Here is an 18195-nt window from a genome sequence, read left to right on the forward strand (position 1 = left end):
CGAATGCGTCGGATCAGACAATAATTTTTCTACTGACAGGTCGCTTTCGCGAGCAGGGCTCGCTCCCACAGGGATTTTTTACATCCCTGAGCTTTTCGCCGAAATCTCTGAGTCCGAACCAAGGAAACCGTATGAGCCTGTCACTCCTGAGCCGCTACGCCTTCTTTGCCGTCTGCGTGATTTTCACCCTCGCCAGCCTGCCTTTCCTCGAACACGACTGGCTGTGGCCGATCACCGCCGTCACCGGCGTGCTGAGCCTGCTCGGTCTGTTCGACCTGCTGCAAAGCCCGCACGCCGTACGCCGTAACTATCCGATCCTCGGCAACATCCGCTATCTGGTCGAAGGCATCCGCCCGGAAATCCGCCAGTATCTGCTGGAGTCCGACAGCGACGCCCTGCCCTTCTCCCGCGCCCAGCGTTCGCTGGTGTATTCGCGAGCGAAAAACGAAACCGCCGACAAACCGTTCGGCACATTGATCGATGTCTATCAATCCGGATTCGAATTCATTGGCCACTCGATGCGCCCGGCGCCACTGAGCGACCCGAGCAGTTTCCGCGTCACCGTCGGCGGCCCGCAGTGCAGCCAGCCGTACTCGGCGTCGGTGTTCAACATTTCGGCGATGAGCTTCGGTTCGCTCAGCGCCAACGCCATTCGCGCGTTGAACCAAGGCGCGAAACTCGGCAACTTCGCCCACGACACCGGTGAAGGCAGCATCAGCCCCTATCACCGCGAACATGGCGGCGACCTGACCTGGGAACTGGGCAGCGGCTACTTCGGTTGCCGCACCAGTGACGGCCGTTTCGACCCGGAACGCTTCGCCACCCAGGCACAGAATCCGCAAGTGCGAATGATCGAAATCAAGATGAGCCAGGGCGCCAAACCCGGCCACGGCGGCATCCTGCCCAAGCACAAAGTCACCAGGGAAATCGCCGAAACCCGTGGAATCATGATGGGCGAAGACTGCGTGTCGCCGTCACGTCACAGCGCGTTTTCGACGCCCTTGGAAATGATGCATTTCATCCAGCAACTGCGTGAGCTGTCCGGCGGCAAACCGGTGGGTTTCAAGTTCTGCCTCGGCCATCCGTGGGAGTTCATGGGCATTGCCAAAGCCATGCTGGAAACCGGCATCCTCCCGGACTTCATCGTCGTCGACGGCAAGGAAGGTGGCACCGGTGCCGCACCGGTCGAGTTCACCGACCACATCGGTGTGCCGATGCGCGAAGGCCTGCTGTTTGTCCACAACACGCTGGTCGGCCTCAACCTGCGCGACAAGATCAAACTCGGCGCCAGCGGCAAGATCGTCAGCGCCTTCGACATCGCCAGCGTATTGGCCATCGGTGCCGACTGGGCCAACTCCGCGCGCGGCTTCATGTTCGCCATCGGCTGCATTCAGTCGCAAAGCTGCCACACCAACAAATGCCCGACCGGTGTGGCGACTCAGGACACTCTGCGCCAACGTGCGCTGGTAGTGCCAGACAAGGCGCAGCGGGTATTCAACTTCCACCGCAACACGCTAAAAGCCTTGGCGGAAATGCTTGCAGCGGCCGGGCTTGAACATCCATCACAACTGTCGGCCAAGCATCTGGTGCGGCGCATGTCGGCGACCGAGATCAAACTGTTCTCGCAGTTGCACGTGTTCCTGAAACCGGGCGAATTGCTCACCGGGGAAGTCAACGGCGAGTTCTATTCGCGGATGTGGCAGATGGCGCGAGCAGACAGTTTCGAGCCGCAGGAAGTGGCTGCAGCGTAGGCCCAAGCGTGGAGTACGTGCCGGTCGCTATTGCGTTCGGTACTGGCTCTGCGATGAACAAATACGCCGAAATTTGCCCCCCATGAAGGGTGAGACGGGGCGAACGCCCCTTCGCAAACAGTGGTCTCTCGCCATGTAAACCAGCATCCGTTACCCACCAGGTTCTTAGGTTGCGGCAATCAAGAACAGTCACGCCGTCAATGTAGGTGAGGCGAACTGGATCGCTGATCAGACTCAGAACACCGCGACGGGTAAGCTTCAAAAAATCATCCAGTGAAGATTGCACTTCAATCCTCAGATCAACACCAGCGGAGCTGTAGTAAGAGAAGATCGAAAACCAGTACGCAGAAGCGATGATGACCTGGTCACCCGACAGCGCGTTCTGATTCAACTGCATCACCAATGAAGCAAACCCAGCGTCTTTGCGCACATCTGTACCATTTAGTTCATCGTTTTGTCGGTACACCATCGTTAGCCCGTGCAATTGGACAACCACCACAAAAAACAGAACTGCCCTCGCCAACCAAATTCGACGTTTCCCCCAGATATCCAGCGCGACCGCTGTCATCATTGCCAAAGCCGGAGCCGAAAAGAACAGGTATCGAGGTACAAATAGCGCATGCACCAAGGCAATCAGATAGAGAGCAATAAGCGGCACAAAAAAATAGCTGACCAGCAGCCAGTTGAAGCGTTGTTCAGCAGAGCTGTTCGCAATGATTGTCGCAGCAAACAGCAACATCAATACCAACGGAAGCAGCCTCAACATCGGCGACTGGAAGGCGTCGCTACCGATTACGGAGAACTGCCAGACAATCATCAAGGCTTGCTGCAACGTCACGGGAGCTATCCACTCCAATACCCCCGTGTCAGCCAATTGATTGAAGAGATGGGGAATCCAGGGCAGGTACAAGAACACGACGGCAATGTTGGTGATTAGCCACTCCCCAGGCCCAATGGTCACCACGGTCCGGGAACTGCGACTCTGCCACCAGAACAACCAATGCACCAACACACACAAACCGGCGAAGTAATGCGTATAAAACGCAGCAACCATCAGCAACGCGTAAATCACCGCAAAGCGTTTTTGCTTCGGCGCCCGTGCCCAGCACACCAATGCCAGGGTAGCTCCCATCAGCCAGAATCCAAGCAAGGTGTACATCCTGGCTTCCTGGCTAAAACGTATCGAAATTGGTAACAACGCCAACAGCAATGCCGCAATCCACGTCGCCCGACGCGTTGAGATCAGGCTCATCAACTTGATACACAACAATAACGTGCCGACATCCGCTAACACGCTCAAGGCTCGTGCCGGCAATGGGGCATCGCCCCACACTGCGCCCCAGTAATGCAAGAACATGTAGTAGAGCGGCGGATGAACGTCCAGGCTCGTCAACGCCCAGATGCGTGCCGGCGTTTCCCGCGCAAGCAGGAGGCCATAGGCCTCGTCGCCCCATATCGACGGCACCGTAATGGAGTGGAAGCGTACGTACAGTGCAATGATCAACACCGCAACCAAAGCCAGTCGATCCCATTGCGCTGGCGCAGGAGACCGTCCAAAGAGCCCAATAGCCAACAATTGCTTCATCACCGTTGCTCACGTAATAGCACGTACCTGAAAAAGCCGTATCCGGCCAGAAAATTGATCAGCGTGAACACCACCACAGTCATCAGTCCCGGCCAATGACGCGCATCGGCAATCGAACCGATGCCGAAACTGACTCCGCCCATCAGCACAATGAACAACAGATAGCCGAACACCGACGTTCTGCTCTCGAAGGTGTACAGCATGTTCACGTAAAAAGAGAACGCAGCTGCAACGCAAAACGCGGCAAAGTTACTGGCGGCTTGCGACAGCTCGATGGCGTTGTACAGGACGAAAAAGATTTGCCAATGGATAAATCCATCGGCAATTTCGATCACAGTCAATGCCGAGAATCCCTTCATGCCGGTGCCCTGCCCTTACCACGTTTGGCGAAGCTTCAACCTAGGCCAAGGCAGGTGCCTGGTCTACTGTCAGAAATTACAGGTGGGCGGCCACTTCCGACGAGTGGTCACCACACTGCCACTGCAGCAAGCGCAGGTGGGCCAACCTTGGAGACGATCCGCGGCACGGGCAAAAAAAAACCCCGATCTCTCGACCGGGGCTTCGTTTTTTTCAGCAGCTACGACTTAAGAGGCCGAACGCACAGCACCCTGCGTTTCGCCGGTCGGTTGCAACTTGAACACATAGAACAACACGGTCAGCAGCACCAGGAACGCCGGCCCCACATACAGCGCCACGCGAGTGTCCGGGAAGTACGCCATCAGGCCGACCACCAGCACCAGGAACGCCAGGGCAAAGTACGAGCTGACCGGGTACAGCCACATCTTGTACTTGAGGCCGGCACGTTCGCTGGCGCTCAGGCCTTTGCGGAATTTCAGCTGAGCCAGCAGGATCATCACCCAGGTCCAGATTGCGCCGAAAGTGGCAATCGAAGTCACCCAGACGAAGACTTTTTCCGGCACCAGATAGTTGAGCATTACGCCCAAGAGCAACACCGCCATCGACAGCAACAGCGCACGACGCGGCACGCCGTTGTTCGAGGTCTTGGCAAAACCGGCCGGCGCCTGGCCATTCTGCGCCAGGCTGTAGAGCATGCGCCCGGTGCTGAAGATACCGCCGTTGCACGACGACAGCGCCGCAGTGATCACCACGAAGTTGATAATGCCGGCGGCAGTCTTGATGCCCAGACGCTCAAAGGTCATCACGAACGGGCTGCCCTGCGTGCCGATTTCATTCCACGGGTAGATCGACAGAATCACGAACAACGCGCCGACATAGAACAGCAGAATCCGCCAGAACACCGAGCCGATCGCGTCAGGAATGGTTTTCTGCGGGTTCTTGGCTTCACCGGCGGTCAGGCCGATCATCTCGACGCCCAAGTAGGCGAACATGACCATTTGCAGCGACATCAGCACACCGGTCACGCCATTGGGCATGAAGCCGCCATGCGCCCACAGGTTGGAAATCCCCAGCGCCACGCCATCATTGCCGAAACCGAAAGCGATGATGCCGACGCCACCGATGACCATGGCAATAATCGTGACGATCTTGATCAAGGCGAACCAGAACTCGAACTCACCAAAAGCCTTCACCGCGATCAGGTTGATCGAACCCATGCTGATCAACGCCGCGAGGGCCCAGATCCAGCGCGGCACATCGGGAAACCAGATGCCCATGTACACGGCCACCGCAGTGATTTCCGCGACGCAGGTCACCAGCCACAGGAACCAGTAATTCCAGCCAGTGAGAAAGCCGGCCAACGGGCCGAGGTAGTCTTGCGCATAACGGCTGAAAGAGCCGGCGACCGGGTTGTGCACGGCCATCTCGCCGAGGGCACGCATGATCACCAGAATCGCCAGACCACCGAGAATGTAGGACAGCATGATCGCCGGGCCGGCCATTTCGATGGCCTTGGCCGAACCTAGAAACAGACCGACGCCGATACAGGCACCGAGCGCCATCAGGCGAATATGCCGTTCGCCGAGTTCGCGTTTGAGCGGACCGCCCTGAGCGGTGTCGCCGTGAGGCAGTTGATTGCCGACTGGCATAGGGGTGCAACCTCGTCTTGTTATTGGATATGACCACCGAGTGTCGAAGCGTCGGCCGATAAGCCTTGGCTTGAACTGAAACCGCGTCTGCTTCGTGGGCAGACACGTCTTGCAGGGCAACCTGAAAGATCAGCGGGGCGTGCAGTATAAAAAGCCTTGGGCAGGATTTTTCACTCTATAAGCCACAACATTCAGCGACAACTCTCGGCAATAACCCGGTTTGCGGAGAGGCATTCCCTGCTTTGCGTAGGAATAATCGCCACCGAAAAAGCCGCCGAGTATTGCACAGCATTGGTGCACCGTCATGCCCCTGCTTTGGCAGCATTGCCCTGCAGCGCGCTCTGATTGGCAGGTTCAGGCGAGTAAGCTCCCTCGCCACAAAGTTGGCTTTAGGCTCACTTCGCCCTGGCGCCAGCCTTTCAGATTTATTCAGCAACCCCCCCCTGGCCAACCCTTCACATTTTTTTCACCAGCCCCAACCACCGTCTAAGCTTCAGACAAGTCCGATCAATCTGCGTGAATGGATCAATCGACTATGGGCGCTTTGTGGCAAACCGATTCGAGTAAAGCCGTGGTTCCGACTGACCGTGTGGATGAAGCGCCTGTCCCTGAAAAACCCCGCCGCAATCGGCACGGGTGGAAGGCTTTCTGGTTGTTGCTGCTGATTATCGCGATCGTGGTAGGACTGGCCGCGTCCAAGGAAATGCGCACTTCACGCTTTCAGTCACGCGAACTGAGCCAGTACGCTGCTTCGCTGACTTACCATCTCGAACCCGGTCCCAGCGAAGCCATTCGTTATCCGGGCAACGGGCCGTTCGACTTGCGCCTGGGTTACAGCTCCCTCGATGAATTCCTGCCACGCCTGCTCAAACGCAACTATGTCGTTACCGAGCAGACGCGTTTTTCCCCGGCGTTGCTCAGCTACACCGATAAAGGCCTGTTCGTGCCGTACTCCGAGAAGATCCAGGCCGGGCTGTCGATCACCGATTGCCGGGCTGCGCCGCTGTACAAGTACAACTACCCGCAACAGCTTTACTCAAGCTTCGAATCCATCCCGCCGGTGGTGGTCAGCAGCCTGTTGTTCATCGAAAACCGTTTCCTGCTCGACCCGAAACAACCGCTGGCCAACCCGGCAGTGGACTGGCCGCGTTTCGGCATGGCGGCGTGGTCGCAAGTGGCGAAATTGCTGCGCTTGCCCGGCCAGTCGGCGGGCGGCAGCACGCTGGCGACGCAGCTGGAAAAGTACCGCCACTCACCGGATGGCCTGACGGTGTCCGGTGCCGAAAAACTACGGCAGATGATGTCCGCCAGCGTGCGCGCCTATCAGCCCGGCCCGCAAACCCTGGGAGCACGGCAAAACATCGTGCGCGATTATCTCAACAGCGTGCCGCTGTCGGCGGTGCCGGGGCATGGTGAAGTGCATGGCATGGCGGAAGGCTTGCGCGTCTGGTACGGCAGCGACTTCAACCAGGCCAACGCACAGTTGAACAGCCCGGCCACGGATGCGAAAACCATGGCAGCCAAAGGCTTGGTCCTGCGTGAAATGCTCTCGCTGATGATCGCTCAGCGGCGCCCTTCGCATTATCTGACCAAGGGCCGCGAAGAACTCGCCAACCTCACCGACAGCCACTTGCGCCTGCTCAAGCAGAACGGTGTGATCGACAGCGCGCTGGCCGATGCCGCCCTGACCAGCAAAGTCACCTATCGCGACTGGCAGACCCAGCCGACCATTCAACCGATCGAAACCAACAAGGGCATCAGCGTCGCCCGCAGTCGTCTGGCGAGCATGCTCAACCGGCCGCTGTACGATCTCGACCGCCTCGATCTGTCAGCCACCAGCACCCTGCAGGGCGAACTGCAAACCCAGGCCACTGCGTACCTGAAGAAACTCGCCGACCCTGCCTACGCCGCCGAAGTCGGCCTGCTCGGTGAACGCTTGCTGACCCCCACCAGCACCACGCAAGTGCGCTACAGCTTCACCCTCTTCGAACTGACCCCGGACGGCTCCCGCGTGCGGGTGCAGACCGACAGCACCGACCAGCCCTTCGATATCAACGAAGGCAGCAAACTCGAACTCGGCTCAACCGCGAAAATGCGCGTGCTCACCACGTACCTGCAAATCATTGCCGAACTGCATGACAAGTACGGCGCGATGAGCGTGCCGGAACTGAAGAAAGTCGAAGTCCCCGATCAGGACCGCCTGAGCCAGTGGGTCATCGATTACCTGATCCAGAACAAGGATCACGACCTGTCGAAGCTGCTCGGCGCAGCACTTGATCGCAAGTATTCGGCGAGCCCCGGCGAGGCGTTTTTCACCGGCGGCGGCTTGCACACGTTCCACAACTTTCGCAAGGAAGACAACGGCCGCTTGCCGACCTTGCGCGATGCCCTGCGCGAATCGATCAACCTGCCGTTCATTCGGCTGATGCGCGATCTGGTGCGTTACACCACCTACTCCGGCCCCAACAACAGTGCCGAACTGCTCAAGGACGATCGTGACCCGCGTCGTCAGGAATACCTGGCGAATTTCGCCGACCGCGAAGGCACTTCGTTCCAGCTCAAGTTCTGGAAAAAGTACAAAAACAAAGACACTCAGGCGCGCCTCGACACCTTCCTCGACAGCATGCGCCCGACGCCGATTCGCATGGCCGCCGTGCATCGCTACCTGCTGCCCGATGCCAGCCAGGAAGACTTCAACACGTTTGTGCGCTCACACCTCAAAGGCGCCAAGCTCACGGAAAAACTCACCGATGATCGCCTCATCCGCCTCTATGATTCCTACGGCCCTGGCAGCTACGATTTGCCCGACCAAGGCTTCATTGCCAAGGTGCATCCGCTGGACTTGTGGATGATGGGCTATCTGTTGAACCACCCGGACGCGACCTTCAGCGAGATCGTCAAAGCCAGCCATTTCGAACGTCAGGAAGTCTACAGCTGGCTGTTCAAGAGCAAACACAAGGGCGCCCGCGACAGCCGTATTCGCACCATGCTCGAGATCGAGGCGTTCCTCGAGATTCACCAGCGCTGGCAGAAAGTCGGCTACCCGTTCGATCACCTGGTGCCGTCGCTGGCCACCGCTATCGGTAGCTCAGGTGACCGCCCTGCCGCACTGGCCGAGTTGATCGGCACCATCCTCAATGACGGCGTACGCATGCCGACCTTGCGCATCGACAGCCTGCATTTCGCCGCCGGTACGCCGTACGAAACGCAACTGGTCAACGACCCGCATGTCGGCAAACGAGTGATGCCATCAGAGGTCGCCACGGCCATGCGCGAGGCTCTTTCGCAAGTAGTGGACGCCGGTACGGCAAAACGTGTTTCCGGCAGTTTCAAACTGGCTGATGGCAGCCCACTGGCCATGGGTGGCAAAACGGGTACCGGTGACAACCGCATCGAGGCCATCGGTTCGGGCGGACGCATCCTCAGTTCGAAGTCGATCAACCGCACGGCGACCTTCGTGTTCTACATCGGCGACCACCATTTCGGCACCCTCACCGCATTCGTTCCAGGGCGCTCGGCGGAGAACTTCAAATTCACTTCGGCCCTGCCAGTGCAGGTGCTCAAGGGCATGGCACCGATTCTGACACCGTACTTGCAACCGGGCAGCGCCTCACAATGCACGCCAACGCAAACCGCCAGCGTGGCGATGCTCGAGGCGCCGCGCCCTACCGCGAGGTAACAAATCGTGTCGGGCTTTTCTGCATCAGGGTGACGCTTTTTCGGTGTGGCGGGTGGTACTTATGTATTTTTCAGATTCGAATTTTCGTCGGGTTGCTGACTCGTAGCGCTGTTTGCCTCCCGATCTTTGAACTTTTGTTTTGCCCTGCCCTGAGTAGGCTGATCACTCCTCAACAATCAAGGATGATTGGCCATGTCTCTCTCTCCCCAGCCTGCGGAAAACGCGGATAAAGGACGGCACTACGAATTCATCAAATCCGCCGTCAACGACAGTTTCAAAACCGCCACCGTCAGCCGGGGCCGCGCATTGGCAGCCTCGCCACTGAAGAATGAATCCTGGTACACCACCGCGCCCGCCGCCTACCTGAACAAACTGGCCACTGCCAACCTCAAGGCCTGGAATTCGCAGAACCAGGTTGATCACCTGCTGGCCAAAACCGACCTGTATGCGTTTGCCGAACCTTTGCTCAAGGCAAAAATCAAGGCACGACACGGCATCGAGCCGGATGTCAAAGCCACGTACCTGCGCCTGTACCTGCCAAAAGAAAAACCCTGGTACGCAATCGACCTGTCGGCAGGCGTCGTTACGCGCACCGTCTCCCTGCTGGATGCGGCGCTGCACAATTTCGCCAGCAGTGAAACAGTCGATCCTGGCTCGACCTACATCAGCAAACCCGATGAGCGAGGCTTGTTCGACGTCGTACCGATCAAAAGCCAAATGTCGATCACTCAGTTTCAAACGCTGTGCCGGGATCTGGACATCGGCGCGCAGTATAAAAAACACTTGGAAAGCTACCTGCTGCCCGGCGAACCGCTGGCCGAAAGCGTGCTGCGGTACAAAGTCAGCGAAAGCCAGAAAGATGCGCTCGCCGTCGCGGCGCAGTTGGCGTTGATCAAGGAAGATATCCAGTACGACGCCTACAAAATGCTGTTGAGCCTGGCCGAAGACAAACCGCAACTGCTGCTCAACGGTCGTTCAATGCTGTGCTCTGACCTGTCACTGCTTGGCACTGCGCTGACCGGTGTCCTGCTATTGACGCACGCGCAGCAGGACAGTCGCGGGGTTCGGCGCCTGATTGTCTACATCCCTCACGACCCGGATCACCCGCTCAAAGAGTACGACTCGCTCAGGGCGTTCAGGGATGAACTGGCGCGGCAGTTTCGCGAAGACCGATTCAGCGCCTCGACCCAACAAACCTATCGCCAGTTCTTCAGCCAGTTTGTCGATCAGCAGCAACGCGGGCACTTCTTTGCCGAGCTTGAACAGCGGCTGTTCACCGTCAGGTATCACCCGCGCGTCGACCCGACCGACCAGCGACCGGCGTGGCGCAAGGACCCGGTGGCCAACCCCAACCTGCAATTCAGTCGCCTGAAATTACAAGGCGATTACTGGCGCCATGCCTATCAGCAAAAGCTCAACAAGATTCTCAACGACGCCCGGGAAATCGCCGTCTCCACCGCCGACACCGACAGCAAGGCACGTTGGGCGTGGTGGGACAATTTCAAGAAAATCGTCTCGGACATTTTCAACGTGGCCCTATTGATTGCCACACCTTTCGTGCCCGGGCTGGGCGAGTTGATGATGGCTTACACCGCTTATCAACTGACCACCGAGGTGATCGAGGGCATTGTCGATCTGGCCGAAGGCTTATGGCAGGAGGCGGCCGATCATGTGATCGGGGTGGTGACCAGCGTGATCGAACTGGCCACTTTCGGTGCCGCCGCCGAAATCGGCAGCGCCTTCAAAATCAAATTGTCGCCACTGGTCGAGAACATGAAGCCGGTACGCTTGCCTGATGGCAAACCAACGTTGTGGCACCCGGACCTGACGCCGTATGAACAAAAAAACCTGCAACTGGACGCCAGCTCGAAACCCGATCCGCACGGTCTGCATGTCCATGGCGGCCAGAGCATTCTGCCGTTGGAGGGCAAGCTCTACAGCGTCGAAAAAGCCTCGAATCGCCCGCAAGTCAAAACCCACCGAATCAAACATCCAGAACGCCCGAACGCGTACCGGCCGACGCTGGAGCACAACGAGCACGGTGCCTGGCGACATGAAGCGGAAAACCCGGCGCACTGGCCAGACAACACCTTGATGCCGCGCCTGGGCCATAGCGCCGAGCGCTTCACGCCGGCGCAACTGGAGGAAATCCGTATCAGCAGTGGCACCGAGCCCGATCTGCTGCGCCGGATGCACAACGACAGCAGCCCGCCGCCGCCCTTGCTGGCCGACAGTCTCAAGCGTTACACGGCTGACGATGATGCAAAGATTGCCAGCGCCAATATCCGCGCGGGGCGGTCGATCGCGGCCGATTCGGACTGGTTCGAACCGATCGTCAGCGGTTTGCCCGGCTGGCCGCCCAGGCGGGCGATGAAAGTGGTGTACGAACACCTCGATGGGTATTCGCGCCAGTACGGCAACCCGAGCGCCAGCGCAGCCGACACCTTGACCCTTACCCAGACCGAACTCAATGCCGGCCGGTTGCCGGAACGTCTGACAGGGTTTCTGGATAACGGCGAAATGCGCGCGCTGCTGGGACGCGACGTGCCCTCGCTGGAGCGTCCGCAAGCGCTGCGCAATATCCTTGCCGATGCTGTCGACGAGCGCCGCACGGACGTCGCAAACCGTCTCTATCAAGCGGCCGATCGCGCAACCAAGGACGACGTTCGCGTTGTGCGAAAGACCTTTCCCGATTTGCCATTGCCGCTCAGCGAAAAGCTCTTGGCGCAGGCCAGTGCTGACGAACTGCAACGCACCGTCAGCGAACAGCGCTTGCCGTTGCGGCTCAAGGCTCAGGCGCGGGAGCTGGCTTTTGAAGCGTGCACCGCCCGCGCCTACGAGGGGTTTTACCGCGATGCATCGCTGACCGCCGATACCGAGCGGCTGGCGCTCAATACCTTGCGAATCAACACCGACAGCTTTGCCGACCTGCGCATCGAAGTGCGTGACGGCACCTACGATGGGCCGTTGCGGTGCAGCGCAGGCGCGGAGGACGCGACCACCGTCAGGCGTCTGATTCGTGACGAACTGGGTCGCTACGAAGTGCTCGACGCCAATCACCAGGCGCTGCACGGCGCCGACGATTTCTACGAAGCGATCCTGCAGGCCCTGCCCGCTAAAACGTTGTCGAGTGTCGGTTATCAGCGCGGTCAGGGCCGTCCGTTCAAGCTGTGGATCATGGAGAAATCCGCAGCCCCTGCCGATCGCCGTACAGTGCTGGCAGAACCGCCCATTCGCCCGGTGGCGAGCATCGAAACCGAAACACTGGTACGCGGCCTGCCAAGGTTTCTTCGTGCCTCGACACCGGAGGAAAGAATCCAGGATCTCTATCCAGAAATGAATGAACGCGAAGTCACCGCGTTCAAAGAGGCCTTGGCGCGCAAGGGTGAGCCGTTGAACGCCATCGCACAGCTTGAAGCCGAACGCCGGGAACTGCACGCAGAACTGCAGAGTTGGCGTAACGGTTATCCCGCCTATACAGACCCCGATACCAATTTCATATCCCCCACAGATGACTATTTGCACAAGGGTGGCGAATTTATCGAGAGTCAATTGATCGAGTGCTTCGATCGCAAAAGTGAAATCTTTGGCGAGCGCAGCGTCCATCCCGACCAAGGCTATACGCTGGATTTGTCCACCGAGTTCTTCGGGCACGATCTGGAACGCTGGTGGAGGGATCTGCGCAGGCGTCCGAAAATGAAGAAATACTTCGATCGCATCACTGCGTTGAACCTGAATCGCGCAAAGCTTGCGCCAGACCCCAGCGCGCTGCTGAGCAGTTTCCGTGACCTGCGCCAATTGAGCGCCCGCCAGTGCAACTTGCAAGAAGCGCCTTCCATCCTCGGGCTGATGCCCCGTCTGGAGGCGCTGGATCTGGCCGATAACGAGATCAAATTGAGCGCCGACAACCGCCAACAGTTCGGGGAGCTGCGGCAACTGCGCACGCTAAATCTAAACGGCAACCCGCTGAACCTGCCACCCGACATCGGGCGGCTGGATCATTTGACAGAACTGCGCCTGGCCAACAGCCGTATCGAGAGCTGGCCCGAAGGTTTGTTCGAGGTCGGCGGCGTGCCTAAACAGCGGCCACGTAACTTCCTGCTGGATATGCGCAGAACCCCCATCAAAGCCCTGCCGGAGGTCACCGCCGGTTCCGATCAGGCGTACATCCTCAGCCGGGCGCGCTTTGACACGTCCCGACTGAGCAACGAAGATCGCGTGCGTTATGGCCTATACCGCGAGTCCACAGGCTTTACGTTTGTGCAGGACTATTTTAGGGCGGCCAGTGACGAGATCAGTCATTGGCAATTGTTCCCCCGCGAATCCATCGCTTTCAGCCCGTCCGGATCGCTCAGCAAGTATCGCGAAGAATCCTGGCACGACCTGATGGCTGAACCTGATTCCAGCGGTTTTTTCAGCGTGATCCGCAAACAAAGGGAAAGCGCCGACTATCGCACCGATCAGGGCCGCAGACGGTTGACCCAACGCGTCTGGGACATGGTCGATGCGGCGGCCGTGGACACGAAACTGCGCGAAACGCTGTTCAAGCAGATTGTCTCTCCGGACGACTGTGGCGATCTCGGTGCGCAGCTTTTCAACTCGCTGGGGATGAAGGTTCTGGTGTCCAAAGTCTACGCAGAGTCAACATCACCGGCAGTGCTTGAGGACAGGCTCGTGAGCCTGGCCCGCAGCGCGGCGCGCTTGAACAGAGTGACCGACGAAGCCGCTTTTGAATACAAAACCCAAGAGCAACTGAACAAAAACGACCCGAGCAACGACCCGCCGGATGAAGTCGAAGTTCATATGGCGTTCGAGACAGGGCTGGCGGGACGTCTGCAGTTGCCTTGGCAAAACGAGGACATGCTTTATCGACCTCGCTCGGGTGTCACCGACAAGAAACTCGACGCCGCCTATGCAACGATCATCAAGGGTGAAAGCGGCGATGGTCTGGTCAACGGGATGCTCAACCTGTATTCGGATAATTTCTGGTACGAACATTTGCGCAAGACGTACCCGGATCAATACGAGAGCAATAGTCGCAGGTTCGATCCCATGGAAGGCCTGCTCGATGAACTGCGCGAAGCAAAAGCCGAATGGGCCAACCCGAACGAGCAAACCAATCCACACACGCTGGCTCGAAGAATCCAGACACTGGCTGACCAGCTGGATATTCCTGACGAACCAAGCCTGTTTGACGACGCCCCCATGAGCCAGAAACGTTACGACGAGCTGTTGAACGAGATCGGTTACAAACGCGAGGAACTGTCCCGCCAACTGACCCGTCAAGCCTTGGCCAAGGCTGGCCTCTGACGAGATGGGTGCTCGACTTGGCCAGTGTCTGCGTGCTGGCCAAGCGGTACTGAGCTAACCGACTTCCGAATCCCAGATCACGGTGATGTTGCCGCTGTAGGGCCTGTCTGTGGATTTTTCTATCATCCAGCCGGTTTGTTGTTCGCTCACTTCGAAATGCAGGGTTCCCGGCCTGCGATCGACATAGCGGCTGGGCTGAAACGTGGTTTTGGTACTGCGTTCCAAAAGCTGGCGCTTGACCGGTTGCCCGGCGCTATTGGTCAAGCCGTCAGGCAAACTGACACTGACCTCGACCAGCCCTGCGTAACCCGCGTCGTTAACGATGGCACAGCCAGTCCCCCACCCCACACCATGCTCACATTCGAATTTCATCGTGAATGCCGAAGAAGCGGAGATGTGGAAAATCTGATCGCGATAAAGACGTACAGGCTTGCGGCCGCTATCGAGCCAGCGCTGCCACCCGCCCTGCGGTTCCAGCACGACTCTGTTGCCGCCCGGCGGGATATCCACTTTCAAGGTGTGCTGCACGTCCAGTACGAAATCGAGCGTCAGGTTACTGTCGTTCGGTTGCATCAGTGGCCCCATATCGAAATCACCGCCGGGGCCGAGGGTATAAACCATTGAACCGGTATAGCGGCCGGAAGACATGCCCAACGGATTGGGGGTGCGCAGCTCGTAGGCGAAATCCAGGGTATCGAAGTACATCCAGGAAATGTGCGCCGTAGGAATCTTGAAGCAGAATCCCTCCGTCGGGGTTTTCCAGAAATACCGGAAGTCCTCGGCACCGTATGCCCCAACGCCGCTGTAGCGGCAAGGCGCGGGTATCCCGTGCACCCAACTGTCCGTGGTCCATAATCTGCGATGGCCTTCAAGGCTGGTGCTGCCGCCGGCCAGTCGGGTAGCGGCATCACTCAGTACGTACCTGGAACCCATCCCGCTGATGCGTACTTCCACCGTTTCCGTAGCTTGCGTATCGGGGTTGGTCACGGTCAGGCGCCGCCAGCCGGCGGGAGCTTTGGCGCCCACCCAATCAAAGGTCGAGACGTAGCGACTGGAGGTGAACCGCACCGGCAATCGAATGCTGAACATCCCGTATCCGGCACATTCCGCCGGATACGTCGCACAGTAACCACTGTTCGGCGTTTTGTTGACGAACGCATTCTTGTTCGGTTTGGCGGAGTCCGGCTGAAACAGCGCGCGGATCTCCTGATTGGCTGCCTGCGCCTGAGGCAAGCTCAACGCCACCAGCAAGCCCAGCCAATTCAACTGTTTCATGCGTGATCCTGGTTGTGGAGGAACGGATTTACCGGGTTCATTCGGCACCGGGTGTCTTGGCATTGAACAACAGCACCACGTTGCCGTTGTAATCCCCGGAGCGATAACCCCCCAGCGGTTCGATCGGCTCGATCTTCAATGCCACGCGCTTGCCCGCAGCAGCTTCTTCCTGCGTGAGCACCATGCGTGGGATGACGTGCGAACTCAGCTCAACGCCATTGAAGGTGACCCGCAACTCGATCAGCTCACCGGGCCGGCCATTTTCCAGATAGGCGTCGTTGGCCAGGCGCGCTTCAATTGCGCTGCTGTCGTGGCGTACATCGAAATTCCTCTCCAGACTCCCCAGGGTCGCACGCGGGTAATCCCAAAAAAGCTGCTGCGGCCGGTGAATCCAGTCCGGCTCCGCCGGGATGATGTAAAACGGGCGACTGGGGATCGTCAGGGACACCTCGAAGGTGTGCTCTTCGCGAGCGGCCAACGCCACCGCGCCAGTCAGAGCGGTAGCGGCCATCAGCGCGATGACGGTGCATTGCTTGATCATGTTGGGTTACCCGATGCGTCAATGGAAAACAGCCCTAGTGGCTAGCGACCTTGAGGGTTTTCTTATCGTCGCCTTCGATCAGGAAGAAGCGGTACTCGCGGCCCTTTTCTTTATCGAAAGCGAAGGTCTTGCCCGCCAGCACATGGTGTTTGGTGGTCGCGCCGCACTCGGTTTCCTTGATCAGCGAACAGCTTTTGAACTCGTCGACGATCACCACGGTATTGCCGTTGTTGCGCAGCTCATAACGACTGTCGGTGTCATTGATGACAGTGGCGAAACGGGCGTCTTTGGGTCGCACGAAAAAGATCGTGCCGAACCCGGTCATCACGTTCACGCCAGCCGAAAGCGACTTTTTATACTCATCACGCTCTTCGCCACTGACGACAAAATCGTCTTCCTTTTCCGGCACCACCGGGACGAAGCGCACGCGAAAATAACGTTCGCGATCACGTACGCCCATGTACAGCAGACGGGTACCCTGCATGCCCTGGGCCGGCACGATCAGCCGCGCCGGACTGGCCATCAGGCCATTGCGCGAGGCACCGTCGGCGGCATTCACCAGAGGAATTTCCTGCGGGGTGCCGTCGGCGCCGTAGACGATTTCCAGCACATTGATCTTGACGAATGCGGTGGCGTCACCGCTGTTGAACACCCGTTTGAGGTAGGTGCTTTTATCGGCATCCAGATAGTCGTACACCGTGCCGACATTGATCTGCGGCCCGGCCTGCGCCGTCAGGCAAAACACGCTGAGCACGCTCAGCAAAAAACCACGGTTCATCGTTTTCAACTCCATGAATATTGAAAAATGCCCTGACCGGAGCGGTCACACGTCCGAGTCCCAGATAATGGTGATGTTGCCGCGCAGCCGGTCGCTCTTGCCGGGCTGGAGCAGAAAATCGATGGCGAACGGGGTCATTTCGAACAGCAGCGAGCCGGGCTTGCGATCGACATAGATGCCGGGCTGGAAGGGGCCCGCCCAATCGTTGAAGCGCAATGGCAAGCGGGTGACATTGCCTCCACTGGGGCCCGTGATGCCCGGCGGCAAGGTCAGGAAAACTTCAACCTCGGTCGTATCGCCTTTCGGGCTGCCCAGCTTGCAAGCTGTACCGCCAGTGGAGTTGCACAACATCAGCACCTTGAAACGTGACGACGCCGACAGATAGAACAGTTGATCGCGGAAAATCCTCGTCGGTTTTCGCCCGCCCTCGATCCAGCGCGCCCATCCGCCAGCGGGTTCCAATGACACCTTGTCGCCGCCCGGCGGCAGGTCGACCTTCAGGGTGTGCTGCACGTCGAGCACGAAGTCCAGGGTCAGGTTGGTGTCGTCAGGTTGCATCATGTACCCCATATGAAAATCCGCACCGGGGCCCATGGAATAGGCGATGGCCCCGGTATACAGACCGCTCGACATGTCCAGCGGGTTGGGGGTTTTCAATTCATAAGCGAAATCGAGCTTTTCAAAAGACATCGATGGGATGCGGAAAGGGAAAGCGACGGTCTTGGTGCATGACGCCTCCACCGGCGTTCGCCAGAAAAAACGATAATTGCGCGGGCCATATCCCGATACGCTGGTTCCGATGCAGGGCGATGGGGCATAAAGCCAACCATCGGAGGTCCAGAGTTTGTCATGTCCTTCCCGATCATTCGGGGCACCGGTCAGGTTGGACGCTGTATCGCTCAACAAGAAGGAGGAGCCGATGCCCGTGATGCGCACCTCGACGATCGCCGTTTCCTGGGTATCCTGGTTGGTGACGGTCAATCGTCGCCAACCGGCGGGTACTTTAAGCGAGACACCGTCACCGGATATGAGGGCGCGATTTGAACTGTAACGAATGGGCAACTCGATGCTGAACATGTTGTTTTCGGCACATTGCGCTGGATAGTTCGCGCAATACCCGCTGCTGGGTGTCTTGTTGACGAATACGTTTTTACCCGGCTGCGACGAATCAGGTTGAAACGACGCGTGGATTTCCTGATTTATCGCTTGTGCCGCAGGCATGGTCAGTGCCAGCGCCAAGCCGACGCCACCTGTGATTCTGTTCATCGAT

10 protein-coding genes are annotated in these 18195 nt (G+C 58.5%); 3 read left to right on the plus strand and 7 right to left on the minus strand.

What is annotated here, in order from left to right; translation table 11 throughout:
* Positions 1 to 131 precede the first annotated feature (131 nt).
* Positions 132 to 1751, plus strand: coding sequence for an FMN-binding glutamate synthase family protein (locus tag U6037_RS23200; RefSeq protein ID WP_322844664.1), 1620 nt, complete (start codon positions 132 to 134; stop codon positions 1749 to 1751).
* Here U6037_RS23200 and U6037_RS23205 read toward each other — a convergent pair.
* The 3 genes from U6037_RS23205 to U6037_RS23215 all read right to left on the minus strand — a co-directional run bounded on the left by U6037_RS23205 (position 1672) and on the right by U6037_RS23215 (position 5342).
* A complete protein-coding gene (locus tag U6037_RS23205) occupies positions 1672 to 3336 on the minus strand; it encodes a glycosyltransferase family 39 protein (protein WP_322844665.1) in 1665 nt (554 codons plus the stop codon). The two genes, U6037_RS23200 and U6037_RS23205, sit on opposite strands and share 80 nt — an antisense overlap.
* On the minus strand, positions 3336 to 3695 hold the full coding sequence (locus tag U6037_RS23210; protein WP_322844666.1) for a GtrA family protein: 360 nt from the start codon (positions 3693 to 3695) through the stop codon (positions 3336 to 3338). Before U6037_RS23210 ends, U6037_RS23205 begins: the two co-directional genes overlap by 1 nt.
* A gap of 225 nt (positions 3696 to 3920) precedes the next feature.
* On the minus strand, positions 3921 to 5342 hold the full coding sequence (locus U6037_RS23215; protein WP_322844667.1) for an amino acid permease: 1422 nt from the start codon (positions 5340 to 5342) through the stop codon (positions 3921 to 3923).
* Positions 5343 to 5877: 535 nt separating this feature from the next.
* Between U6037_RS23215 and U6037_RS23220 the strand changes: the two genes are divergently transcribed.
* Positions 5878 to 9021 carry a transglycosylase domain-containing protein gene (locus U6037_RS23220; protein WP_322844668.1) on the plus strand — a complete coding sequence of 1048 codons (3144 nt, stop codon included), beginning with the start codon at positions 5878 to 5880 and terminating at the stop codon, positions 9019 to 9021.
* A 192-nt stretch (positions 9022 to 9213) separates the two neighbouring features.
* A complete protein-coding gene (locus tag U6037_RS23225) occupies positions 9214 to 14331 on the plus strand; it encodes a dermonecrotic toxin domain-containing protein (protein WP_322844669.1) in 5118 nt (1705 codons plus the stop codon).
* Between the two features lie 54 nt (positions 14332 to 14385).
* On the opposite strand, the gene U6037_RS23230 is transcribed toward U6037_RS23225, so the two are convergent.
* Genes U6037_RS23230 through U6037_RS23245 form a run of 4 tightly spaced genes read right to left on the minus strand, consistent with a single transcriptional unit; the run spans position 14386 to position 18191 of the window.
* Positions 14386 to 15606, minus strand: coding sequence for a hypothetical protein (locus tag U6037_RS23230; protein ID WP_322844670.1), 1221 nt, complete (start codon positions 15604 to 15606; stop codon positions 14386 to 14388).
* A gap of 37 nt (positions 15607 to 15643) precedes the next feature.
* Complete coding sequence (locus U6037_RS23235; protein WP_322844671.1) at positions 15644 to 16147, minus strand: CS1 type fimbrial major subunit; 504 nt, start codon at positions 16145 to 16147, stop codon at positions 15644 to 15646.
* Positions 16148 to 16181: 34 nt separating this feature from the next.
* A complete protein-coding gene (locus U6037_RS23240) occupies positions 16182 to 16925 on the minus strand; it encodes a molecular chaperone (protein ID WP_322844672.1) in 744 nt (247 codons plus the stop codon).
* A 45-nt stretch (positions 16926 to 16970) separates the two neighbouring features.
* Positions 16971 to 18191, minus strand: a complete 1221-nt coding sequence (locus U6037_RS23245; protein WP_322844673.1) for a hypothetical protein — start codon at positions 18189 to 18191, stop codon at positions 16971 to 16973.
* Positions 18192 to 18195 lie beyond the last annotated feature (4 nt).

This window comes from Pseudomonas sp. B33.4 (genome assembly GCF_034555375.1).
GTDB lineage: Bacteria > Pseudomonadota > Gammaproteobacteria > Pseudomonadales > Pseudomonadaceae > Aquipseudomonas.